At 64.0% G+C, this 21,550-nt stretch carries 22 protein-coding genes and 1 tRNA gene; 12 read left to right on the forward strand and 11 right to left on the reverse strand.

Going from position 1 to position 21,550, the window contains the following annotated elements; all coding sequences use genetic code 11:
- Positions 1 to 45: 45 nt before the first annotated feature.
- A complete protein-coding gene (locus tag CHU95_RS14790; protein ID WP_094457082.1) occupies positions 46 to 711 on the reverse strand; it encodes a response regulator transcription factor in 666 nt (221 codons plus the stop codon).
- A gap of 331 nt (positions 712 to 1,042) precedes the next feature.
- Here CHU95_RS14790 and CHU95_RS14795 point away from each other — a divergent pair, with 331 nt between their 5' ends.
- Positions 1,043 to 1,795, forward strand: a complete 753-nt coding sequence (locus CHU95_RS14795; protein ID WP_165772189.1) for a response regulator transcription factor — start codon at positions 1,043 to 1,045, stop codon at positions 1,793 to 1,795.
- Positions 1,796 to 1,823: 28 nt separating this feature from the next.
- Here CHU95_RS14795 and CHU95_RS14800 read toward each other — a convergent pair whose 3' ends face one another.
- Positions 1,824 to 3,176: a TldD/PmbA family protein gene (locus tag CHU95_RS14800; RefSeq protein ID WP_094457084.1), complete on the reverse strand. Its 1,353-nt coding sequence runs from the start codon at positions 3,174 to 3,176 to the stop codon at positions 1,824 to 1,826.
- Between the two features lie 314 nt (positions 3,177 to 3,490).
- On the opposite strand from CHU95_RS14800, the gene CHU95_RS22535 reads away from it, so the two are divergent.
- Positions 3,491 to 3,658: a hypothetical protein gene (locus CHU95_RS22535; RefSeq protein ID WP_165772190.1), complete on the forward strand. Its 168-nt coding sequence runs from the start codon at positions 3,491 to 3,493 to the stop codon at positions 3,656 to 3,658.
- An 85-nt stretch (positions 3,659 to 3,743) separates the two neighbouring features.
- Positions 3,744 to 4,235 (forward strand): YajQ family cyclic di-GMP-binding protein, encoded by a 492-nt coding sequence (locus CHU95_RS14805; RefSeq protein ID WP_094457085.1) that lies wholly within the window; start codon positions 3,744 to 3,746, stop codon positions 4,233 to 4,235.
- A gap of 88 nt (positions 4,236 to 4,323) precedes the next feature.
- On the opposite strand, the gene glmU is transcribed toward CHU95_RS14805, so the two are convergent.
- Positions 4,324 to 5,682 (reverse strand): bifunctional UDP-N-acetylglucosamine diphosphorylase/glucosamine-1-phosphate N-acetyltransferase GlmU, encoded by a 1,359-nt coding sequence (gene glmU, locus CHU95_RS14810; RefSeq protein ID WP_094457086.1) that lies wholly within the window; start codon positions 5,680 to 5,682, stop codon positions 4,324 to 4,326.
- An 86-nt stretch (positions 5,683 to 5,768) separates the two neighbouring features.
- Here glmU and gph point away from each other — a divergent pair, with 86 nt between their 5' ends.
- Positions 5,769 to 6,446, forward strand: coding sequence for a phosphoglycolate phosphatase (gene gph / locus CHU95_RS14815; RefSeq protein ID WP_094457087.1), 678 nt, complete (start codon positions 5,769 to 5,771; stop codon positions 6,444 to 6,446).
- 3 nt (positions 6,447 to 6,449) lie between these two features.
- Here the strand turns inward: gph and CHU95_RS14820 are convergent, their stop codons facing one another.
- Entirely contained in the window at positions 6,450 to 7,250 is an 801-nt protein-coding gene (locus CHU95_RS14820) for a DUF3108 domain-containing protein (RefSeq protein ID WP_165772191.1), read from the reverse strand.
- Positions 7,251 to 7,428: 178 nt separating this feature from the next.
- Between CHU95_RS14820 and CHU95_RS14825 the strand changes: the two genes are divergently transcribed.
- Positions 7,429 to 7,503, forward strand: a tRNA-Val gene (locus CHU95_RS14825).
- Between the two features lie 141 nt (positions 7,504 to 7,644).
- Here CHU95_RS14825 and CHU95_RS14830 read toward each other — a convergent pair.
- Positions 7,645 to 8,190: a thermonuclease family protein gene (locus tag CHU95_RS14830; protein WP_245838265.1), complete on the reverse strand. Its 546-nt coding sequence runs from the start codon at positions 8,188 to 8,190 to the stop codon at positions 7,645 to 7,647.
- Positions 8,187 to 8,909 carry an SOS response-associated peptidase gene (locus CHU95_RS14835; RefSeq protein ID WP_094457089.1) on the reverse strand — a complete coding sequence of 241 codons (723 nt, stop codon included), beginning with the start codon at positions 8,907 to 8,909 and terminating at the stop codon, positions 8,187 to 8,189. The genes CHU95_RS14830 and CHU95_RS14835 overlap by 4 nt, the downstream gene beginning before the upstream one ends.
- Positions 8,910 to 9,140: 231 nt before the next feature.
- On the opposite strand from CHU95_RS14835, the gene CHU95_RS14840 reads away from it, so the two are divergent.
- The 4 genes from CHU95_RS14840 (at position 9,141) to gor (ending at position 14,047) form a co-directional block, all read left to right on the forward strand.
- Positions 9,141 to 9,401 carry a BrnA antitoxin family protein gene (locus CHU95_RS14840; protein WP_094457090.1) on the forward strand — a complete coding sequence of 87 codons (261 nt, stop codon included), beginning with the start codon at positions 9,141 to 9,143 and terminating at the stop codon, positions 9,399 to 9,401.
- Between the two features lie 68 nt (positions 9,402 to 9,469).
- The gene (locus CHU95_RS14845; RefSeq protein ID WP_094457272.1) at positions 9,470 to 11,800 is read left to right on the forward strand and encodes a xanthine dehydrogenase family protein molybdopterin-binding subunit; all 2,331 of its coding nucleotides are present in this window, start codon (positions 9,470 to 9,472) and stop codon (positions 11,798 to 11,800) included.
- Between the two features lie 13 nt (positions 11,801 to 11,813).
- A complete protein-coding gene (gene cysQ, locus CHU95_RS14850) occupies positions 11,814 to 12,596 on the forward strand; it encodes a 3'(2'),5'-bisphosphate nucleotidase CysQ (protein WP_094457091.1) in 783 nt (260 codons plus the stop codon).
- Positions 12,597 to 12,679: 83 nt separating this feature from the next.
- Positions 12,680 to 14,047 (forward strand): glutathione-disulfide reductase, encoded by a 1,368-nt coding sequence (gene gor, locus CHU95_RS14855; protein ID WP_094457092.1) that lies wholly within the window; start codon positions 12,680 to 12,682, stop codon positions 14,045 to 14,047.
- A 243-nt stretch (positions 14,048 to 14,290) separates the two neighbouring features.
- Here the strand turns inward: gor and rpmE are convergent, their stop codons facing one another.
- Complete coding sequence (gene rpmE / locus CHU95_RS14860; protein ID WP_054166111.1) at positions 14,291 to 14,512, reverse strand: 50S ribosomal protein L31; 222 nt, start codon at positions 14,510 to 14,512, stop codon at positions 14,291 to 14,293.
- Between the two features lie 212 nt (positions 14,513 to 14,724).
- Here rpmE and CHU95_RS14865 point away from each other — a divergent pair, with 212 nt between their 5' ends.
- Positions 14,725 to 16,512 carry an ABC transporter transmembrane domain-containing protein gene (locus CHU95_RS14865; protein WP_094457093.1) on the forward strand — a complete coding sequence of 596 codons (1,788 nt, stop codon included), beginning with the start codon at positions 14,725 to 14,727 and terminating at the stop codon, positions 16,510 to 16,512.
- Positions 16,513 to 16,516: 4 nt separating this feature from the next.
- On the opposite strand, the gene CHU95_RS14870 is transcribed toward CHU95_RS14865, so the two are convergent.
- A complete protein-coding gene (locus CHU95_RS14870) occupies positions 16,517 to 17,104 on the reverse strand; it encodes a TetR/AcrR family transcriptional regulator (protein ID WP_094457094.1) in 588 nt (195 codons plus the stop codon).
- Positions 17,105 to 17,164: 60 nt separating this feature from the next.
- Here CHU95_RS14870 and CHU95_RS14875 point away from each other — a divergent pair, with 60 nt between their 5' ends.
- Positions 17,165 to 17,611, forward strand: a complete 447-nt coding sequence (locus tag CHU95_RS14875) for a VOC family protein (RefSeq protein WP_094457095.1) — start codon at positions 17,165 to 17,167, stop codon at positions 17,609 to 17,611.
- 21 nt (positions 17,612 to 17,632) lie between these two features.
- On the opposite strand, the gene thiE is transcribed toward CHU95_RS14875, so the two are convergent.
- From thiE to CHU95_RS14890, 3 genes are all read right to left on the reverse strand, one after another.
- Positions 17,633 to 18,259: a thiamine phosphate synthase gene (gene thiE, locus CHU95_RS14880; RefSeq protein WP_094457096.1), complete on the reverse strand. Its 627-nt coding sequence runs from the start codon at positions 18,257 to 18,259 to the stop codon at positions 17,633 to 17,635.
- A gap of 140 nt (positions 18,260 to 18,399) precedes the next feature.
- Positions 18,400 to 19,329: a class I fructose-bisphosphate aldolase gene (locus CHU95_RS14885; RefSeq protein ID WP_094457097.1), complete on the reverse strand. Its 930-nt coding sequence runs from the start codon at positions 19,327 to 19,329 to the stop codon at positions 18,400 to 18,402.
- Between the two features lie 118 nt (positions 19,330 to 19,447).
- Positions 19,448 to 19,912 (reverse strand): hypothetical protein, encoded by a 465-nt coding sequence (locus tag CHU95_RS14890; protein ID WP_094457098.1) that lies wholly within the window; start codon positions 19,910 to 19,912, stop codon positions 19,448 to 19,450.
- Positions 19,913 to 20,070: 158 nt separating this feature from the next.
- Between CHU95_RS14890 and CHU95_RS14895 the strand changes: the two genes are divergently transcribed.
- Complete coding sequence (locus CHU95_RS14895; protein WP_245838267.1) at positions 20,071 to 21,549, forward strand: pyruvate kinase; 1,479 nt, start codon at positions 20,071 to 20,073, stop codon at positions 21,547 to 21,549.
- Position 21,550: the final 1 nt, after the last annotated feature.

The raw sequence follows: 21,550 nt of genomic DNA on the forward strand, positions 1-21,550 counted from the left end.
ATTTGATTTAATTTTGATCTGTTTTTGCAACGGCTCGTTCGGGCATTACGCCATCGGGGCGATGCCATGCTCCATCGCCCAGATGGCGGCCTGGGTGCGGTTGCCGGCATTAATCTTCCGCATGGCGTTTTTGAAATGCATCTTCACGGTGCTTTCCGTGATCGACAGGCGCCGGGCGATGGCCTTGTTCGAATGACCGCTGATGACACAAGCCAGGATCTGGGTTTCACGCGGTGACAGGTCGGCGCCCCCGGACTGGCTTTGCGTGTCCCCGGCAGTGGTGGTTACACTGGGTGATTGGCCCAATCCCTGGGCCGCGGCGGCCGGGTAGACCGCCTGTCCCATCAAGATCAGGCGGACCGCACGCAGCACCGCGTTAAAGGAGGCGCCCTTCGACACATGACCATGGGCGCCGGCGGCCAGGCTGCGGGCCAGGGCCGGCTGGCTCAGATCAGCACTCAGCACGAGAATCCGTGCCTCAGGTGCGGCCTGCCGCAACCTCAGCAGCGCATCGCCATCGTCGGTACGGTCAAGGCCGGCCGGGTCGGTGATGATCAGGGCTGGCGCCGGTGGTTGCGCCAGGGCCTGTTCGGCCGCCATCAGCGAGGGCAGGGGTGAGTCCACCGCCATGCCTTCTTCTTCCAGGAGAGCGGCCAGCGCTGCACTGAACAACTGGTCATGATCGACCAGCACCACGGACCCGGATGTCATCCCCGCATACCCCCTTCGATCCAGCCCATTCCCATCGCCGCTGAACCAGGCGCATGCCGCATTCGACGGGAATTTTTCCCATGATTCCAAGCCTCTTGGGCCTGTCGCTGAAACTTTAGTTAAAATACAATCGATAGATCGATAATCGAAGTAACTGCAAAGGATAAAAACTTCGAATTTCGATCTAAATTCATAACAACTCACGTCCTGTGAAGAATATAAACAGATTCTGAATCAATTGACCAGAAGGAGGTTGCGAGAGGACTTAATCCGTACGAATATGTACGTGAGGTTAACACCGGGACTGGATGCCCGTTTGCTGGAGGTCGTGATGACCATCGCTGTGCGCCGGGGCGGTAATCCGCTGCGTGTTGTGTCCATGGAAACGTACGCGCGACCTTCCGGGGTCGATGCCGTGTCCGGCGTGCGCCGCCGCTGTTTCCTGATCATTGATCCGCAGGCCCTGGTCCGGCACGGTCTGGCGCTGACCCTGTCATCGCTGAATGATGGGGCGCAGACCTGGCAGGCTGGTACCCCGGCAGAGGCCCTGGTTCTCCTGGCGCAGGCGACCAGCATTCCCGATGTGATCCTGATGGATGCTGACGGGTTGGGCAGCGAACGGATGGCGGCCATCGCCGATTTCCTTGCGCGGGTGCAGGGTGTGCCCACCATCATCATGTCATCCGGCTTCACCCCGGCGGAAACCCGCACCCTGCTGACGGCGGGGGCTTCTGCCTGCCTGCTGAAAAGCGACCCCAGTGCCGTTCTGGCGGAGGCGGTGTCGCTGGCGCTGACGCGGGAAGGCTATGTGCAGATGCCCTATGCCATGCTGACCCCGTCTGTCGCGGCCCCGGTGGCGGAAGATCAGGCCGACATGGCATCGGTCTCCCGCCTGACCAACCGTCAGCGCGATATTTTCCGTCTGCTGCTGTCCGGCTGTTCCAACAAAGAGATCGCCCGGCAGTTGGGCGTATTGGAAGGCACCGTGAAGGTTCATGTGCGCGCGATGATGCAGAAGCTGGGCGCCCGCAACCGCACCCAGATCGCCATTCTGGCCGCCCGTACCGGTTTCCGCGCCGACTGACGGGTCCCGCCGCGGGCGTCTGACGGTTCTACACGCCCGCGACCGTCATCCCCTCGATGCGCAGGGTCGGGGCATCAATGCCGTATCGCCGGCAAAGGTCGCTGGCGGGGGTCAGGCGGCGGTACATGTCCTTCAGATTGCCGGCGATGGTGATTTCGCTGACCGGATAGGCAATTTCACCATTCTCAATCCAGAAACCGGCGGCGCCGCGTGAATAGTCACCAGTGACCCCATTCACACCCTGGCCCATCATCTCCGTCACATACAGACCCTGCCGGATATCGGCCATCAGGTCCTTGGGCGACAGCGGGCCGGGTTCCATATACACATTGGTGGGGCTGGGGGCCGGTGGGCCGCCCGTGCCGCGTGTGGCATGGCCGGTGGGCGACAGGCCCAGTTGACGCGAAGAGCGCAGGTCCAGAATCCAGGTGGTCAGGACACCGTCCTCGATCAGGCACCGCCGCTGGTTGGCCAGACCTTCCGCGTCGAACGGCTTGGATCGCAGACCACGGCGGATATGCGGGTCCTCGACGATACGGATGCCGCTGCCGAACACGTCCTGGCCCAGACGGTCTTTCAGGAAACTTGTGCCGCGTGCAATGGCGGCCCCCGATATGGCCCCGCAGAAGGTACCGACAAATCCGCCCGACAGGCGCGGGTCAAAAATGATGGGAACAGCCTGACTCTTCACCTTGCGGGGGTTCAGCTTGGCCACCGTTTTCTGGCCTGCACGTGTCCCGATCTCTGTCGGGCTTTCCAGATCACTGCCATAGACCGTGGAATGAAAATCATAGTCGCGTTCCATGCCGGTCCCTTCACCGGCCAGGACGGAGACTGACAACGACCGGCGTGACACACCATACCCGCCGGCAAAACCATTGCTGGCCACCAGCGTCACGGCGCTGCGGCTCCAACTGGCATCGGCCCCGTCGGAATTGGTGACGCCGGCCACGGCGCGGGCGGCATCCTCGGTTTCCTTGGCAGCGGCGATCAGGTCGGCCGCTGTCGGCTCCGCACTGTCCAGCAGGTCCAGATCCGGCCAGGTCTGGGCAATCTGGTCAGGGTCGGCGATCCCGCAGAACGGGTCCTCCGGCACGGCGCGGGCCATGGCCACGGCGCGGTCGGCCAGCTCGGCCAGCATGCGGGGGCTACGATCGGTGCTGGAAACCACGGCCATGCGCCGGCCCACAAACACGCGCAGGCCCAGATCGCCGGCTTCCGACCGTTCCAGTCCTTCCGGCTGGCCCAGCCGCGTTGACAATGACAGTGACGCCGCATCCACCAGCAGTGCATCGGCCGCGTCGGCACCCGCCCGGCGGGCGCGCTGGATCAGATCGTCCAGCAGATTGGCGGCGTCCTGATCGAAACTGGGCTTGCTCATCACATTTCCCGTATCCACGGCCCGGCACAGGGCGGTCACCAGACATCTAGCATTCGCCCCCTGGCCCGCAAAGGGCCAAAGCACCCGTCGCGACGGTGTGTCCCTGTGCTGTACGTGCAACAGGGTATGGGTGTTACGGCCCGTTAACCCCCCAGAGACAATATAAACATTTGCATGTTAAAGAGTCGCTTATATAGTCGGTGCATGGGTATCGGGGCGATGCCCAGGATCAACATCCGGCCTCAAGCGCGGGTTTCCGGCGGACCAGAAACCGCCCCTGTGCTTGAGCTGAACTGACAACAGAGGAGGCCGTTATGCGTGAAGCGACAAATCTGAAGCAGCGTGCCGCCATGGTCCTGCAAGCCCTGGTCCTGTGCGGTCTGTTTGTGGTGGCGGCCCTGTCCGCCGGCGAACAGTCGGCCCATGCCGGTGGTGCGGCTATGGCCCATGACCAGGCAAGCGTGGCCCTGCCGAAAGGCTGACCCCCGGCGTGGAAGGATGACGCACGGTGATGCAGGATGCTAGTCTGTGTCCTGCATTCAATCCGTTGTCAGGAACTTTTCCCCGATGCCTTCTTTCGACATCGTCTCCAAGACCGAAATTGCCGAAGTGAACAACGCCGTTCAGGGTGTGGTGCGTGAGCTTCAGACGCGTTTCGATTTCAAAGGCTCCAAATCCACCTTGGAAGTGAAGGAGAAGGAGAGCGAAATCCACATCCATACGGAGGATTCGACCAAGCTGGCGCAGTTGCAGGAAATGCTGAAAGGCTATTTCGTGCGCCGCAAGTTGGACCCCGGTTGCCTGGACTGGGGCAAGGAAGAAAACGCTGCCGGTGGCACCCTGCGCCAGACGATCAAGGTCAAGCAGGGCATTGACCAGACCCTGGCCAAGCAGATCACCAAGGCCATCAAGGACAGCAAGATGAAGGTCCAGGCCTCCATCCAGGGCGACGAGCTGCGCGTGACCGGCAAAAAAATTGACGATCTGCAAGCTGCCATTGCCATGGTCAAGGGCCTGAAGATCGAGCAGCCCCTGCAATATGTGAATTTCCGCGACTGATTCGTGCGGCTGGCCCTTACCCTCCCATGCCCGTTGCGCTGTGGGAAGGTAAGGGATGCGCTGATCCGGCCGGGTCGCCGCCCTGGTGTTAGGTTTTTCCCAACTTGGCTTTCAGCGCCAGCTTAGCGGCACGGTATCGTGTTGCCCAACCGGCCTTTTCTTCCTGCGGGGCACGGCTGATGGCCAGGGCCTCGGCAGACACGTCGCGCGTCACGACTGTACCCGCGGCGGTATAGGCCCCATCCCCCACGCAGACCGGCGCCACCAGGGTGGAATGGGTGCCGATGAACACATTCTGCCCAATGCGGGTGCGATGCTTCAGCACGCCATCATAATTGCAGGTGATGGTGCCGGCCCCGATATTGGACCCGCCGCCGACATCGGCATCCCCCAGATATGTCAGGTGGTTGGCCTTGGCGCCGGCCCCGAATTTGGTGTTTTTCAGCTCAACAAAATTCCCGATATGGGCCCCTTCGCCGATATCGCTGCCCGGACGCAGCCGGGCAAAGGGGCCGATGATGGCGCCCCTGCGCACGACCACACCTTCCAGATGACTGAAAGGTTTGATCTCAACCCCGTCCTCCACCGTGACGCCCGGTCCGAACACGACATTCTGGCCCACCGTGACATCCCGGCCCAGCACCGTGTCGGCGGCGAAATACACCGTGTCAGGGTCCAGCAAGGTGGCCCCATTGGCCATGGCGGCCTGCCGTAACCGGCCCTGGAAAATCCGTTCGATACCCGCCAGTTCGGCGCGGCTATTGACCCCGGCAGTATCGTCGGTCGGCCCTTCGACCACGGCACAGCTCCAGCCCGCCATCCGCGCGACCGCCACCGCATCGGTCAGATAATACTCGCCCTTGGCATTGTGATTGCCGATCCCGGACAACAATGTGCCCATGCGGGCCCCGTCAAACGCCATGAACCCGGCATTACAAAGGGTGACCGCGCGTTCTTCGGTGCTGGCATCCAGGAATTCGACGATCTTCTCCAGCCCGCCATCGGCGCCCAGAATCAGGCGACCATAGGCGCCCGGATCGGCAGGCCGCATGCCCAGAACCACAACCGCCGGGTTCTGTCCGCCGGCGCGTGCAGCGACCATGGCCGACAGGGTCGCCGGCGTAATCAAGGGCGAATCGCCATAAAGGACCAGCACATCACCGCTAAAGCCCGCCAGGGCACCCAGGGCCGCCTTCACAGCGTCCCCCGTTCCCCGTTGCTGTTCCTGCACCACGGTCGGGTGCGGGGCAACGGCAGCAGCAACATTGTCCATGCCGGGCCCGACCACGACCACAATCTTTTCCGGTGACAGGCTTTCTGCCGCTCGGATCACATGATTGACCATCGGCATGCCACCCAGCGGGTGCAGCACCTTGGGCAGATCGGATTTCATGCGTGTGCCCTTGCCGGCGGCAAGGATGATGCAGGCGAGCGGACGTTGGGGCATGGTGGCGGGCCGGTCGGCAGTTTGTCTAAGCTGGCCCCCTGTATCATACAGACCCCTGCGAAAGCCAAGCGGAAGCGGCAGAGACGATGAGCATCCTGAAACGGTTTCCCGCCCTGATCTTCGATTTCGACGGGACCCTGACTGACAGCGCGCCCGATATCACCCTGGGCTTGAACCGGCTGCTGGCCCAGGAAGGCCGGCGGGAATTGCCGCTGTCCATGGTGCATCACATGATCGGCGATGGGGCGGGACGGCTGGTGGAGCAGGCCTTCGCCGCCACGGGTGTGGCCCTGACACCCGCTGAGCTGGGGCCGATGACGGCGCGGTATCTGGCGATCTATGGCGCGCTGCCCGTGGATCGGTCCTGTATCTATCCGGATGTGGTGGACACACTGACCGCCTTGAAGCAGGCTGGGCATCGCCTGGGCCTGTGTACCAACAAGCCAGCGGGGATCAGTGTCGATCTGTTGGGCGAACTGGGGCTGGACACGCTGTTCGATGCGGTGGCGGGCGGGGACAGTGTGGCGCGCCGGAAGCCGCATCCCGACCCGCTGCTGTTCGTGATGGACCGGTTGGGCGTGGATGCGGGTGGGGCCGTGATGGTCGGCGACAATGCCAATGATGTGGCGGCGGCGCGGGGGGCCGGCGTGCCGGCCGTGGCCGTCGCCTATGGCTATCCGCGCATGCCGCTGGCAGAACTGGGCGCGGATATCATCATCGACCGGTTCGCGGACTTGCCCACCGCGCTGGCGCGGCTGGTGTAAGGGTTAGACCGCCTTGACGGTGGAGAGGTGCACCTTCACCGCCCCCAGCGGGCTGTCCATCTCCAGCCGCACAGGTACAGGCGTACCGCCAGCAATGGCCGGGGCGATATAGAGCGTGACGGGGATGTCCTTGCGCTTGGCTCCCTCCCGATCGCGGTCGCGCTGGCGGTTTTCCTTCCACCGGCCGGCGACCGGCTTGTATTTCACCGTGCAAGCCGTCGCCGGGCCGGCATAGACCGACAGGTCCGTTGCCTCCAGCGTCGCCGGGCCTTGCGTGGCGAAGACCAGATCATAGCGTTGACGCCCGTCATAAACGGGCACGGTGATGTCGCAATCCCCCTTCTTCGCCACTTGGTCCAGAACGGCCACAATGGCGGAAACCGGGTCGACTGTACCCAGGCGCAGGTTCACGGGCACCGGTTCCCGGTCCTTTTCCGGTTCCGGATTGGCCAGCGTCAAGGTGGGCGTGCCGTCGGGTGTATAATCCACAGTGGTCATGCGCGGCTGGTCACGCCAACTGCCATGGGCGGTAAATTGTCGCGGCTGTGGCAGGGCTCCGGAGAGCAGCCCTTGCGCGCGGACATCGGTTTTCCACTGCGCCACCCGGCCCAGGAAACCATCTGTCTGCATCTTCAAACCGGCGCGATAACCGTTGGCGCCCAGTGCCATTTCCGCATCGGCGTCCAGTACATGCACGCCGCCGACATGCACCGCGTAGGTCAGCGATAGCCCCTGTGCCGGGTTGGCGGTGGCCACCGTGGTTGGCGCTATGGCCAGAAGGGCGAAAGGGAGGCAGCGGAACATGCGCATGTCGGTGGGCCTCTCAACACTGCGTGCGGCAATCGTGAGGGCAATGTGGGTCGGAACGTCTTGTCCGACAAGGATTTCCATCAATGTGCCGAAAAAAATCACCGGGCTTTCGACTTTTCCCTTTGACAGGCCGTCCCCAACCCCCTAAAACCCCGCTCCACCGACGACGGATGGGCGCGTAGCTCAGCGGGAGAGCATCGCCTTCACACGGCGGGGGTCGCAGGTTCAATCCCTGCCGCGCCCACCATCCTTCGGTATCCAAAAAGCCGCCGGCCCTGTGCCGGTGGCTTTTTTGCTTTCCAGATCAGGGCTTTGCTGACACGAGTGCTGGTCGTTGCCTTGGGTTCCTTCCTGCGCCGGGACAGCGTTGCGGCGAACGGAATACCTGTTACTGCGCGCCCGGCTGTTTGGGTTTGCGCATCTCGTCGAGCTTGCGTTCCGTTTCCCGCGATCGCCACAGCCAGGGTGGCTCAACCCGGCCGCCCCACAGGCCCCGTCGGAAAGAAATGGCCCGCGCCTCGATCGATATATAGTCAAAGCTCAGGGGCCGGTAGGCCAGGGCCATGCCGCGCTCCACCATGGCATAGGCCAGATCATCACCGTTTTCCGCCCGGCAAACGGCCAATGTCGGTCCCGAGGCGGCGGACTGGCCCCGTGGTGTGCATTCGATCTGCATGTTATTGATCAGCAGTTCCAGAATGCGGGTCGACAGGGCAAAACAATCATAACTCTGCCCACGGACATTGACGCAGGTTTGCCCTCTGTCCGGGGCGTCGATTCCAAACAGGCGGAATTCCTGTCCCTTGACCGTGACAAGATCGCCCTCCTTGGCGGCGCCGATGCCTTTGACGGGCGCTTTGTTGCCGGCGCCTTGGGCCAGCACCGAGACCGGCAGGGCCAACAGCATAAACAGGATCAGACAGGCCCCCCTCACAGCAGGCTCCCCGTCATAATGGGCGCGATGACTGCCGTTGGATCATAGGGGGCCACCAGGTCGGGCCCGTCATTGCGGACGGCATTGACCAGCGGCGTGACCGGCCACAGCCGCAGGCTGCCGGGCGCGGGCGCGTGCATCAGGCCATGGCGCGCAATCTCCGGCGTCTCTGGCGACAACCAGCACGCCACCGCCTCCGCATTCATCAGCATGACGGGCGTACGTTCATGAATGCGGCCCAGGTCGTCATTGGCGGGCGCGGTCAGGATGCAGGTCGTAAACAACATCTCCCCCTCGCCCCCGCGCCACACCTCCCACAGGGCGGCAAACCCCATGGGGTGGCCATCGGCGCGGGAGACGTACCAGGGCTGTTTGCGGTCGCCCGTCTGGGGCCATTCATAAAAACCATCGGCGGGAATGACGGCTCGGCGCTTACGCCAGGCCTCACGGAAACTCGGTTTGTCAGCAGCGCTTTCACTACGGGCATTGATCATGCGGGCCGCCCCGCTTGTATCTTGTGCCCAGGAAGGGACCAGTCCCCAGCGCATGGCGGTGACTGACCTGTTGCCGGCACGGTCCAACCCGATGACCCCGATCTCTGCCGTTGGTGCGATATTGAAACGTGGGTGCAGTAACCGGGGCGAAAGATCCTCGCGCAACCGCGCATCGAATGCGTCTGCCAGATCCTTCAGGAATTTCTGTACAAACCGCCCGCACATGTCGGGTATCGCCCCTGTTGTGTGTGGCGGATTGTACAGACCTAAGCCGCCCTCCGGAAGCGGGGTTAACACCAAAGGTCCTCTTGTCCCCGCGACAGTTGTTTCCAATATGGAGCGTGAAGGAAAGGGTAGTGTGTTGTCACAGGGCAGACACGGAACCTTGCCTGATCTTTTCCGTTGGGGCGACAGGGGCACGAACAGGCCAGCCGAGGGGCTGGCAGGAGGACGCTGATGTCATTTCCAGGCGGAATGCTGATCACCCCGGCCGAACGGGCGGCCTTGCTGGGTCCGGATCGGCCCGATCCCATGTCTGACCGTCCCCGCTGGTCACCAGCACGCCCGCGCGGCCGGGACAGACGCGACGTTACATTGCGGCTGGATGGCGATCTGATCGACTGGTTCCGTCGTCACGGTGGCGGCCACCGCGCCATGCAGGCCCGCATCAACGCCGCCCTGCGCGCCTATATGGCCGACCATGATGCGGAGGAGTAAGCGGGAAGGTTGCTCCCGCCGCGCCATCCCCTATGATCGGGCGATCCTTCGGCCAGGAGCGTTCGCCCATGACCAAGTTCGGTATCGGACAGCCCGTCCCGCGTAGTGAAGATACAAGGCTGCTGCGTGGGGCTGGTCGTTACACGGACGATGTCCGCATGCCCGGTCAGAAGGTGGGCTATGTGCTGCGCAGCCCGCACGCCCATGCCGCCATCCTGTCCATCGATACGACCGATGCCGCCTCCATGCCCGGCATCCAGGCGATCTTCACCGCTGCCGACCTGAAACAGGCGGGGATCAAGGATATCCCCTGTGTTGTGCCGCTGCGCGTGCGCGCGGGCACCACCCTGCATATGAAGCACCGGCCCGTTCTGGCTGACGGTTTCGTGCGCCATGTCGGCGAACCCGTGGCGTTCATCGTGGCCGACAGCCTGTATCAGGCGATGGACGCCGCCGAGGCGGTGATGGTCGATTACGACATGCTGGATGCGGTGGTCGATACCGCCGCCGCCCTGACGCACCCAGCCCAGGTGCATGGCGATGTCCCCGCCAACCTGGCCTATGACTGGGAGAAGGGGAACCGGACGGCGACGGACGATGTCTTTGCCAGGGCCGCACGCATTGTCCGCCTGGACCTGATCAATAACCGCCTGTCCGCCAACCCGCTGGAAGGCCGCGCCTGTCTGGCCGAACATGATACCGGGGCCGATATCACGCGCCTGACGGTGGGCAGCCAGGGCGTGCATGATATGCGCGACATGCTGGCCGGCATCTTCGGCGAGGACAGGGCCCGGTTCCATGTGCTGACGCATGAGGTGGGCGGCGGATTCGGGATGAAGCTGTTCTGCTATCCCGAATATGTGCTGGCCTGTTTTGCAGCGCGGAAGGTGGACGCGCCGGTGGCCTGGACCAGCAGCCGGGCAGAAGCCTTCCTGTCCGACGATCATGGCCGCGACAATGTCAGCGTCGCCGAACTGGCGCTGGACACGGAGGGCCGCATCCTGGGCCTGCGCGCCGATATCATTGCCAATATGGGGGCGTACCTGTCGAACTACGCCACCTATATCCAGACTGACGGCCAGACCAAGATGCTGTCGGGTGTCTATACCATCCCCGCGATCTATGCCCGCGTGCGCGGTGTCTATACGCACACACAGCCCGTCGATGCCTATCGCGGGGCGGGACGGCCGGAGGCGGCCTATCTGGTCGAACGGCTGATCGACAAGGCCGCGCGGGAGATCGGGCAGGACCCGGCGGCATTCCGCCGCCTGAACATGATCCCGCCCTCTGCCATGCCCTATCGCACGCCCCTGGGCCATGTCTATGACAGCGGCGATTTCGCGGGCACGCTGGAGGCCGCATTGGAACGCGCCGACCGGGCGGGCTTCCCCGCGCGCCGGGCCAAGGCGCGGGAGCAGGGCCGGCTGCTGGGCCTGGGTATCGCCACCTATATTGAGGCCTGTTCGGGCGGGGCGCCGGAGGCGGCGGAACTGCTGGTGAAGCCCGACGGGTCCGTCCTGCTGCTGATCGGCACGCAATCAAACGGGCAGGGGCATGAAACGGCGTATAAACAGGTCATCGCCGAGGTTCTGGGGATCGAACCCGACGCCATCGCCATGGTGCAGGGTGACAGCCAGGTGGTGAAGACCGGGGGCGGTACCGGCGGCTCCCGTTCCATCCCCACGGGTGGTGCCGCCGTGCGCGACGGGGCGGCGGATGTGATCAGTCAGGCCCGGCCCGTGGCGGCAAGGCTGCTGGAGGCCGATGAGCATGCCTTGCGGTTTGAGGTGACGGATGCGGGTGGGGGCTTTGCCGTTACCGGTTCCAACCGTTTCGTGCCCTTTATTGAGGTGGCAGCGGCGGCCAAACCAGACGCGGATGGCCATGTCTTTCGCGGCAAGGGCAAATACAGCCCGCCGTCCAACACTTTCCCCAATGGCACGCATGTCGTTGAAATCTCGGTGGAGATCGACACGGGCGTGCCGCGTATCGAACGCTATACCGTGGTCGATGATTTTGGCACGGTGCTTAATCCCCTGCTGCTGGAGGGCCAAGTGCATGGCGGCATCGCGCAGGGCATGGGGCAGGCGCTGCTGGAACTGATCCGCTTCGATACGGAGTCGGGCCAACTCCTGACCGGGTCCTTCATGGATTACGCCATGCCGCGCGCCGACCATCTGCCCATGATTGATTTCAGCCTGCGGCCCGTGCCCTGTGCCACCAATCCGCTTGGCCTGAAGGGGGCGGGGGAGGCCGGGGCCATCGGCGCCTGTCCGGCCATCATCAATGCCCTGGTCGATGCCCTGGCCGACCATGGCGTCACCCATGTCGATATGCCCGCCACGGCACCGGTGCTGTGGCGTCTGATCCATTCCGCGAAAGCCGCGACCGCGGCATGATGAGAGTTTGACAATGCTATCTGCCAAAGAGTTGGCGGCGCTGCTGCCCGCTGTCCGTACGGCCGCTGAACAGGCCTCCGCCGCCATCCTGCGCCATTATGAGGCGGGGGCGGAGGCAACCGCGAAGGCCGATGGCAGCCCCGTCACCGCCGCCGATCAGGATGCCGACGCCATCATCCTGTCCGCATTGCGCAGGCTGACCCCCGATATCCCCGTGGTAACGGAGGAGGAGGTGGCGGCGGGCCGCGTCCCTGATATCTCATCCGGTACCTTCTGGCTGGTCGATCCGCTGGACGGGACCAAGGAATTCATCAAGCGTAATGGCGAGTTCACGGTGAATATCGCCCTGATCCAGGGCGGCGCGCCAGCGCTGGGCGTGGTCATGCTGCCCGTCGGCGGCACAATCTATGCCGCTGCTGGCCCCGGCACGGCGGTGCGGGGCGCACCAGGGCGGAAGGATGAGCCGATCCAGGTCCGCCCTGTGCCGGCGGTGGGCCTGACGGTCCTGACCTCGCGCAGCCATGCCGACAATGCGGCGGTGGATGAATTCCTGACCGGCCGCCGCGTGGCGAACCGGGTGGCGGCGGGCAGTTCGCTGAAATTCTGCCGCGTGGCCGAAGGGGTGGGTGATGTCTATCCGCGCTTAGGCCCGACCTGTGAATGGGATATCGCGGCGGGCCATGCCGTGCTGATCGGGGCCGGCGGCTGCCTGACCCTGCTGGATGGCGAGCCGTTCCCTTATGGCAAGGCCCCCACATTCCTGAACCCGCACTTCGTGGCCTGGGGTGGCGCATAACGGGGATGCGATGCCCGTCACATCGCTGACGCTTCATCATCCCTACATTTGAACTGATCCCTTCATCCACAGGAACCGTCCCCATGTCCCAGTATGATTTCGACCTGTTCACCATTGGCGCCGGCTCCGGCGGGGTGCGGGCGTCGCGCATCGCGGCGGGGCATGGGGCACGGGTGGCGGTGGCGGAAGAACGCTATTTCGGCGGCACCTGCGTCAATGTCGGCTGCGTACCGAAAAAGCTGCTGGTCTTTGGCGCCGAATATGGCCAGGCCTTTGCTGATGCTGCCGGCTACGGCTGGGCCGCAGACAATATCCGCCATGACTGGAACGCCCTGATCGCCGCCAAGGATGCGGAGATCGCCCGCCTGAACGGCATCTATCGCCGCCTGCTGGAAGGCGCTGGCGTCACGATTTTCGAAGGCCGGGCCACCATCGTGGATGCCCATACAGTGGAGGTGAATGGAACGCGGGTGACGGCGGAACGTATCCTGATCGCCACGGGCGGCTGGCCGGAACTGCCGGAACAGCCGGGTGCCAGGGACTATGGCATCACCTCGAACGAGGTTTTCTATCTGAAAGAGTTCCCGCGCCGGGTCGTGGTGGCCGGCGGCGGCTATATCGCGCTGGAATTTGCCAGCCTGTTCAACGGGCTGGGTGCCAAGGTAACCCAGCTTTACCGGGGTGCGCAGATCCTGCGTGGATTCGACAAGGATGTCCGCGATTTCGTGGCCGATGAGGTGCGCAAGGCCGGTATCGACCTGAAGCTGCACACCATCATCAGCCGCATCGAAAAGACCGAAAGCGGTCTGCTGGCCCATCTGTCGGACGGCAGCGTGCTGGAATGCGACGCGGTGGTCTATGCCATCGGGCGCAAGCCCATGTCCTATGGGCTGGGCCTGGAAAATGTCGGGGTGGAGACGGACCAGGCCGGGGCCATTACCGTCAATGACCAGTACCAGACGTCGGTGCCGTCGATTTATGCCCTGGGCGATGTCACCAACCGCGTGAACCTGACGCCGGTGGCCCTGGCGGAGGGGCATGTGCTGGCCGACCGTCTCTATGGCAACCGCCCGCGCGATGTGAACTACGACAATATCCCCACCGCCGTGTTTTCCATCCCCCCTGTCGCGACCGTGGGCATTACGGAGGAGCAGGCCCGCGCCACCCTGGCCGGCGGCGTCGATATCTACCGCACCAATTTCAAGCCCATGCGCCACCAGCTCTCCGGCCGTGATCAGCGCACTTTCATGAAACTGGTGGTGGACCGCGCCACGCAGAAGGTGGTGGGCTGTCACATGGTCGGCGCCGATACGCCGGAGATGATCCAGGGTGTGGCGGTGGCCATGAATGCCGGTGCTACCAAGCAGGTCTTCGACAATACGATCGGTCTGCACCCGACGGCGGCGGAGGAGTTTGTGACAATGCGGACAAAGGCGCCGGACCCGGCGTGACGGGGGGGGCTCTCAATATCACAGCCTCCCCGGCGAAGGCCGGGGCCCAGGGGCATAGGCTCAAACCCTTCCGCTGCATTTTAGGGACGCTGCGGAGGTGTCGGGCATCTGGCCCCTGGATCCCGGCCTTCGCCGGGAAGGCGAGAAAGGGCAATGGTCATGCCCTGGCGCTTTAGCCCAAACACAAAAAGCGCCGCCAGGATGCCCCGGCGGCGCTTTTCGTTTGCCTTGCGGCCAAGCAGCTTACTTCAGGCCGAAGCTCTGGAAGCGCTTGTTGAACTTGGCGATCTGGCCGCCAGTGTCCAGCAGCTTCTGCACGCCCGTCCAGGCCGGGTGGGACTTCGGATCAATGTCCAGACGCAGCGTGTCGCCGGCCTTGCCCATGGTGGTGCGGGTCTTGAAAGAGGTACCGTCGGTCATGACAACGGTGATCTCGTGGTACGCGGGGTGGATATCAGGCTTCATGGTCGGCAGTCCCTAAATCGAAGCCGCGCTTATATACAAAGCCTGGGGTTAAGGCAACCCCATCCAACCCTGCATGGATGCAAGGCTGGGCTGATCACATTCGGCGCGGCAGCTATGTCAACGGGGCGTTGTTGTTGCCCTGACGCGGCCATGCGGTTACCACGGGATGATATGGATTTCTACCCGCTTTCTTCATTCGCGGAGCAACTTCCTTGGTCTTTCGTGACAATCGCGTCGACGGTACTGCTGCCGAGGGGCGCCCGCCCCGCGATCTGAAGCCTTTGCGCCTGCTTTGGCCGTTCCTGAAGCCGTATCGCGCCCGGATCGCCGGAGCGACAGCGGCGTTGGTGGTGGCGGCCGGTACGGTTCTGGGGTTGGGTCAGGGGTTGAAGGCGCTGGTAGACCATGGATTCGCCGCCGGTAATGCCGACCTGCTGAACCAGGCGCTGTTGGTATTGCTGGTGGTCATCCTGCTGTTGGGCGTATCGACCTTCGCCCGATTCTATCTGGTGTCCTGGATCGGCGAACGGGTGGTGGCGGATATCCGGCGCAAAGTGTTCGACCATCTGGTCACCCTGTCGCCCGCTTTTTATGAGACCAATAAGACGGGTGAAATCCTGTCACGCCTGACCACCGACACCACCTTGCTGCAACAGGTGATCGGCACCAGCGTGTCCATCGCGCTGCGCAATACCCTGATGCTGGTGGGCGGGCTGGTCCTGCTGCTGCTGACCAGCCCCAAACTCACGGGCTTGGTGCTGCTGGTGGTGCCGCTGGTGGTGGCTCCGATCGTGGTGTTCGGGCGTAAGGTCCGTACCTTGTCGCGCGCCAGCCAGGATGCGGTGGCCAATATCGGCACGCGCGTGGATGAGGTGCTGGGCGGTATCCGCACGGTGCAGGCCTTTGGCCGCGAACCGCTGGAGATCGACCGCTTTGCCGGTTCGGTTGAGGATACGGTGAAGGTGTCGCTGCGCCGGATCAAGGCGCGATCCTGGCTGACCATGCTGGTCATCATGCTGGTGTTCGGGGCCATCGGCACCGTTTTGTGGATCGGTGGGCATGATGTCATTGCCGGCCGGATCAGCGGTGGTCAGCTTTCGGCCTTCATCTTCTATGCCGTCATGGTGGCGGGGGCTGTGGGTGCCTTGTCAGAGGTGGCCAGCGACCTTGCCAATGCTGCCGGCGCCACCGAACGGCTGTTCGACCTTCTGTCCAAGGTGCCGGATATCCGGGCACCGGCCCATCCGCTGCCCCTGCCCACACCCACGCAGGGGGAGGTGCGGTTCGACGGGGTGCGGTTCAATTATCCCTCCCGGCCCAAGGACAGCGCGCTGGACGGTCTGTCGCTGACGGTGCGGCCCGGTGAGCGGGTGGCCCTGGTCGGGCCATCGGGGGCGGGCAAGACCACGATCTTTCAATTGCTGCTGCGATTCTATGACCCGCAGGAGGGCTCTGTGCGCCTGGATGGCGTGGACATCGCCCAGACCCACCCATCCGACCTGCGGTCACGTATTGGCATCGTGCAGCAGGACAGTGTGATCTTCTCCGCCAGCGCCCTGGAAAATATCCGTTATGGCCGTCCCGGTGCGTCGGACGCGGAGGTGCGGGCCGCCGCCGCTGCTGCCCATGCGCTGGACTTCATTGAGGCGATGCCCGAAGGATTCGATACGTTCCTGGGTGAAAAGGGCGTGCGCCTGTCGGGTGGGCAGCGCCAGCGAATCGCCATTGCCCGCGCCATCCTGCGTGACGCCCCGCTGCTGCTGTTGGATGAAGCCACCTCGGCCCTGGATGCCGAAAGCGAGCGGCTGGTGCAGGCGGCGCTGGAAACCCTGATGAAGGACCGCACCACTCTGATCATCGCTCACCGCCTCGCCACCATCGTCAATGCCGACCGTATCGTGGTGCTGGATGGCGGCCGGATGGTGGAAGAGGGGACGCATGAGGAATTGCTGCGCCAGGAGGGTCTGTATGCGCGGCTGGCGGCGCTCCAATTCGCATAGACGGTCAGGGGCGCGCTGCGGTCAGGATGGTGACCGCGTTGTCGGCCAACCGTTCTGCGAAAACCGCGTTTAAGGGCTGATGCCCCGCCAGGATTCGATAAAAGACGGGGCCGTAGACCATATCCAGCAGGGTGTCGATATCCGCGGGCGGCGGGACTTCACCGCAGCGGGCGGCCTCAATGATCAGGTTTCGCCCCGCCTCCCGGCTGGACAGGATGACGCGGTTGCGGAAGGCCCGTGTCATTTCGCTTTCCGGATCGGCAGCGGCCAGCGTCATGGCGATCTGCCGGCCGCGTGTGGTGGCAAAGGCCTGAACCAGGGCCTGCATCTGCGCCGTCAGGGCCGCTTTCAGGCCCGTCTCACCGCCCGGCTGTGCCAACGGCACCCCATCGATCAGGGCGGCCATGGCCAGTTCGCAGGCATTGGTCCAGTTGCGGTAGAGGGTTGCCTTGCCCACGCCCGACCGGGCGGCCACCGCCTCCACCGTCAAACGGCCAAACCCTTCCTCCATTAAAATCGCATGGGCCGCCGCCAGGGCCTTTTCGCGGGCGGCGGTGCTGGGTGGGCGGCCACGTGGCTTCACATCATTCATGATTGACTCATTTCGAAACGAAACGTATCGTAATTAAAATTAAACGGCAGCAGGTGACAAATGTCCAGCATTACGGCGGTTATGCCCTATTTCACGGTGAAAGATGCCTCTGCGGCGATCGATTTCTACCGTCGCGCCTTCGGGGCGGTGGAGATTTTCCGGATGACCGACCCGATGGATGGCCGCATCGGCCATGCCGAACTGCGCCTGGGGGACAGCACCATCATGCTGTCGGATGAATATCCGGATTTCGGTGCGCTGAGCCCCGATACGGTGGGCGGCACGCCGGTAACGCTGTATCTGGCGACCAAGGCGGTTGATGAGGATCTGGCGCGCGCCGCAGAGGCTGGCGCGATGGTGATCCGGGCCGCCGCGAACCAGAGCTTTGGTGAACGCAGCGCCATGATCATGGACCCGTTCGGCCATCGCTGGATGCTGTCCCAAACCATCGAACAGGTCAGCCCGGAAGAGATGCAGCGCCGCTGGAACGCGGAAACGGGTGCGTGAGCGCTGGGACGGTGGGGGCGATCACGCCCCCGCAATCACCTTGTTGAAGGCCTTCACGGCCGCCGCCGGACCATCCTTGTACCCCCACACCCCGCCGCTGACGGCCAGGAAGTCGGCCCCGGCATCGACCAGGACGGCGCAATTATCCACCGTGATGCCGCCAATGGCCACGCAAGGCACTTCCATCATTTCCTGCCACCAGGACAGGATTTCCGGCTCGGCCCGGGCCTTGGGGTCCTTGGTGGCCGTGTCGAAGAAGGCACCGAAAGCGACGTAATCCGCCCCATCCTCTCCCGCCACCATGGCCAGATGCCGGCTGTCATGGCAGGTGACGCCGACAATGGCGTCGCGGCCCATGATCTTGCGCGCCTGGGCATAGGGCGTGTCTTCCTGCCCGACATGCACGCCGTCACAGCCACCCGCCGCCGCCAGGTCGGGCCGATCATTCAGGATGAAGGCTACCTCCCGGCTTTGCACCACGGGGCGCAGGGCGTCGATGGCGCGGCGGATGACATCGTCGCCCACATCCTTCAGCCGCAACTGCACGCAGGCCACATCGCCCGCATCCAGCGCCGAGGCCAGCAGGGCGGGGAAGGTGGCGAGATCGATCTTGGGCGGGGTGATCAGGTAGAGGCGGCAGTCGGACATGGTTTTCTCTGAACGATAAAGAAAAGGCCCGGCGGGCTGAACCACGCCGGGCCCCTTAACGGGCACTATATAGCAAGGGCCGGTGCACTTGACCCCTGCTATCCACGCCGGGCGGCGCAGAAGGGAACAGGGACCAACCCTTATTCCTTGTTCTGGTAGATACGCACCAGCTTGTCCAGCAGGGCCAGCGCGTCCTCGCGGGAACGCTGGAAGGCGTTGCGGCCGATGATGGAGCCGTTGCCGCCGCCATCGCGGATGGCGCGGGCATCCTCATACACCGCATCCTCGCCCTTGGCAGCGCCGCCGGAGAAGACAACGATGCGGCGACCATTGAAGCAGGCCTGGGTGATGTGCTTCACGCGCTCGGCCAGGGTCTCGCGCGGGATATTGTGCTTTTCATAGATCTTGCGCGCCTCGTCCTGTTCCAGGTCGGCGGTCGGCAGCTTGACCTTGATGATGTGGGCGCCCAGCAGGGCGGCCATATGGGCGGCGTAGGCATCCACGTCCAGCGCCAGCTCACCCTTCTTGGAGATGTCGCCGCCGCGCGGGTAGGACCAGATGACGGTGGCGATGCCCTTGGACTTCGCCTCGCGCGACAGTTCGCGGATTTCCTCATACTGGCCGAACATGGCGTCGGAGCCGGGATAGATCGTAAAGCCGATGGCCGAACAGCCCAGGCGCAGCGCGTCATCAACGCTGGCGGTGACGGCCTGATCGGCCCCTTCTTTCAGACGTGACAGGCTGTTGGCACTGTTCATCTTCAAGATCAAGGGGATGGAGCCGGCGAAGGTGGCGGCACCGGCTTCCAGCGGGCCCAGTGGTGCTGCATAGGCCGACAGGCCGGCATCAATGGCCAACTGGTAGTGATAGTGCGGGTCATAGGCGGCAGGGTTCATGGCAAAGCTGCGGGCCGGACCATGCTCGAAACCCTGGTCGACAGGCAGGATCACCAGCTTGCCGGTGCCGCCCAGGCGGCCTTCCATCAGGATGCGGGCGAGATTGGCCTTGGTGCCGGGATTGTCGCTCTCATACCAGGAAAGGATTTCCTTAACGCGGCGGGTCAGCTTCATCTTCGTTTTCCTGCCAGTTCGGCGGGCCGTTTCGGCCCTCATGTGGGTGCGGGTTTGATATCGCAGGCACCGGCGTAAAGCAACGTGACGACATTACGAGATAGTGGCCTAGATTCCGTTACATTGTTTTGAAATCAATATGTTGCGTCAGGTATTGCTTTAGCGTGGCACCACGGTTGCGCCGCCAGCACACCTCTGTTGTGAGCAGCGGCGCGGGGTGCAGCCGGGCACCATGGGCCTCTGCTAACGATGTCAGACGGGTCAGCACCCCATCTGGAGTCGCAGGGCCAGGGGTAAAGGCGATGTCGGTGCAGCCGGCGCGCAAGGCAGAAAGTACCAGGCCGGGCAGGTCAGCGCAGTCCAGTAGGGCCTGGAAGGGGCCTGGCGCCTGGGCGGCCCAGACCTCCTGCAATCCCGCCCACCATCCGGCACCGGCCAGCCCGCTGATACCGGTGGCCGAGACCAGCCTGACCGGCCGGCCCTGCGCGATGTCGAGAACCATCCTTCCGGCCTCCAGCCCGTCCACCCGCACGGCGGGGACGGTGGACCAGTCGATGGAGAGGGCGCAATCCATCACCGTCATGACACTTCCTTCGGGGTCTGGGACGGGTTCTGTTAACCCCGATATGGGGCCGCCATCTCTACCTGAATGCCGGCGCGCCGTCACGGGCCTGTCATGACCGCCGCCTATGCTGCTCCCTGGACAAGCGATCAGGTGCAGGAATGACTCAGAAGGGGCGAATGCAGGACCCACCGCATACGGAAATGACGGCGCAGACGCTGTTGGCGGAACTCGCAGCCTTGCGCACCCTGGTGCTGGCGGACGCGGCCCACACGCTGGAGCCGTGGGAGGTGGCCAGGCCAGTACCGGACGGCATCGTCAACCTGTCCCATTATCTGGCCCTGCGCCGACACGATCTGCGTCCTGTGCAGCGGCGCCTGATGGCGTTGGGGCTGTCGTCGCTGGGCCGGCTGGAAGGCCGGGTTTTGCCGACCCTGGACGCGGTGATCTCGGCGCTGGCAGCCCTGGCAGGACGGGACAATCCGGTTGCCGCCCCTTTGGAGGCTGCCTTCTTTGCCGGCGAGGTCCGGTTAGCAACCGCTGCGGATGCGCTGCTGGGACCAGCCGCCCCTCACCGCCGCTGCCGTATCATGGTGACGCTGCCCGGCACCGCCGCCGCCGACCCGGATATGATTCTGGATCTGGCCCGGCGTGGCATGGACATCGTCCGGATCAACTGCGCCCATGATGATGCGGCCGCCTGGCGGGCGATGGCGGCGCATGCGCGCCGTGCCGCCTCGCTGGTGGGCCGGCCGCTATCCATTCTGATGGATATTGCAGGCCCAAAGATTCGCACGGGCGAGGTACGGACAAAGGAGAAGAAGGCCCGCTTGCAGGCCGGTGATGCCCTGCGGCTGGTGGCGTCGGGCGAGCCTTGGTGCGATGCGCATGCTCCCTTTGCGGCGGCTGTGTCGCTGGCGGAGATCGTGCGCCGCCTGTCGCCGGGTGAGCGGCTGCGCTACGACGATGGTGCGCTGGAAGGGGTGGTGGAGGGGGTGGACAGCGACACGGCTATCATCCGTATCGTCCGGGCCAAGGGCGGTGGCGTGAAACTGAAGCCCGAGAAGGGGCTGAATCTGCCCGACACGGCGCTGGGCCTTTCCCCCCTGACCGACAAGGACCAGGATGATCTGGCCACCGTTGTCGAATGTGCCGATATGATTGGCTATTCCTTTGTCAGCCGGCCTGAGGATATCGACCTGCTGGAGCGCGCCCTGGACCGCTGCGCCGTGGAGCGTAAGCCGGGGCTGGTGGCCAAGATCGAACGGCCGGAGGCTGTGACCAACCTGCCGGGCCTGATGGCACGGGCAGCAGCAAAGGACTGGCCCTTCGGTGTGATGATCGCCCGCGGTGATCTGGCCGCCGAAATCGGGTTCGAGCGTGTGGCGGAAATGCAGGAGGAAATTCTCTGGCTGTGCGAGGCGGCTGGTGTACCCGTCATCTGGGCCACGCAGGTGCTGGAGGATCTGGTAAAGGACGGGGTGCCGTCGCGCGGGGAAATGACGGATGCTGCTATGGCCGCACGGGCCGAATGCGTGATGCTGAACAAGGGTCCGGCGGTGGCGGCCGCTGTCGATCTGCTGGACCGGCTGTTGGCCCGCATGGATGGGCATATCGTGAAGAAAACCCCCACCTTGCGGGCCCTGAAATCCTGGTAGG

The sequence above is a fragment of the Niveispirillum lacus genome (genome assembly GCF_002251795.1).
GTDB lineage: Bacteria > Pseudomonadota > Alphaproteobacteria > Azospirillales > Azospirillaceae > Niveispirillum > Niveispirillum lacus.

Bases quoted from the DNA above. Each gene is read 5' to 3' on its own strand.
- CHU95_RS14895 (WP_245838267.1), top strand. From the start codon at position 20,071: ATGCAGGACCCACCGCATACGGAAATGACGGCGCAGACGCTGTTGGCG.
- CHU95_RS14890 (WP_094457098.1), bottom strand. From the start codon at position 19,912: ATGACGGTGATGGATTGCGCCCTCTCCATCGACTGGTCCACCGTCCCC.
- CHU95_RS14840 (WP_094457090.1), top strand. From the start codon at position 9,141: ATGTCATTTCCAGGCGGAATGCTGATCACCCCGGCCGAACGGGCGGCC.
- CHU95_RS14790 (WP_094457082.1), bottom strand. From the start codon at position 711: ATGACATCCGGGTCCGTGGTGCTGGTCGATCATGACCAGTTGTTCAGT.
- CHU95_RS14845 (WP_094457272.1), top strand. From the start codon at position 9,470: ATGACCAAGTTCGGTATCGGACAGCCCGTCCCGCGTAGTGAAGATACA.
- CHU95_RS14805 (WP_094457085.1), top strand. From the start codon at position 3,744: ATGCCTTCTTTCGACATCGTCTCCAAGACCGAAATTGCCGAAGTGAAC.
- CHU95_RS14885 (WP_094457097.1), bottom strand. From the start codon at position 19,329: ATGAAGCTGACCCGCCGCGTTAAGGAAATCCTTTCCTGGTATGAGAGC.
- CHU95_RS14800 (WP_094457084.1), bottom strand. From the start codon at position 3,176: ATGAGCAAGCCCAGTTTCGATCAGGACGCCGCCAATCTGCTGGACGAT.
- rpmE (WP_054166111.1), bottom strand. From the start codon at position 14,512: ATGAAGCCTGATATCCACCCCGCGTACCACGAGATCACCGTTGTCATG.
- CHU95_RS14870 (WP_094457094.1), bottom strand. From the start codon at position 17,104: ATGAATGATGTGAAGCCACGTGGCCGCCCACCCAGCACCGCCGCCCGC.
- gor (WP_094457092.1), top strand. From the start codon at position 12,680: ATGTCCCAGTATGATTTCGACCTGTTCACCATTGGCGCCGGCTCCGGC.
- CHU95_RS14835 (WP_094457089.1), bottom strand. From the start codon at position 8,909: ATGTGCGGGCGGTTTGTACAGAAATTCCTGAAGGATCTGGCAGACGCA.
- gph (WP_094457087.1), top strand. From the start codon at position 5,769: ATGAGCATCCTGAAACGGTTTCCCGCCCTGATCTTCGATTTCGACGGG.
- CHU95_RS14875 (WP_094457095.1), top strand. From the start codon at position 17,165: ATGTCCAGCATTACGGCGGTTATGCCCTATTTCACGGTGAAAGATGCC.
- CHU95_RS22535 (WP_165772190.1), top strand. From the start codon at position 3,491: ATGCGTGAAGCGACAAATCTGAAGCAGCGTGCCGCCATGGTCCTGCAA.
- cysQ (WP_094457091.1), top strand. From the start codon at position 11,814: ATGCTATCTGCCAAAGAGTTGGCGGCGCTGCTGCCCGCTGTCCGTACG.
- CHU95_RS14795 (WP_165772189.1), top strand. From the start codon at position 1,043: ATGACCATCGCTGTGCGCCGGGGCGGTAATCCGCTGCGTGTTGTGTCC.
- glmU (WP_094457086.1), bottom strand. From the start codon at position 5,682: ATGCCCCAACGTCCGCTCGCCTGCATCATCCTTGCCGCCGGCAAGGGC.
- thiE (WP_094457096.1), bottom strand. From the start codon at position 18,259: ATGTCCGACTGCCGCCTCTACCTGATCACCCCGCCCAAGATCGATCTC.
- CHU95_RS14820 (WP_165772191.1), bottom strand. From the start codon at position 7,250: ATGTTCCGCTGCCTCCCTTTCGCCCTTCTGGCCATAGCGCCAACCACG.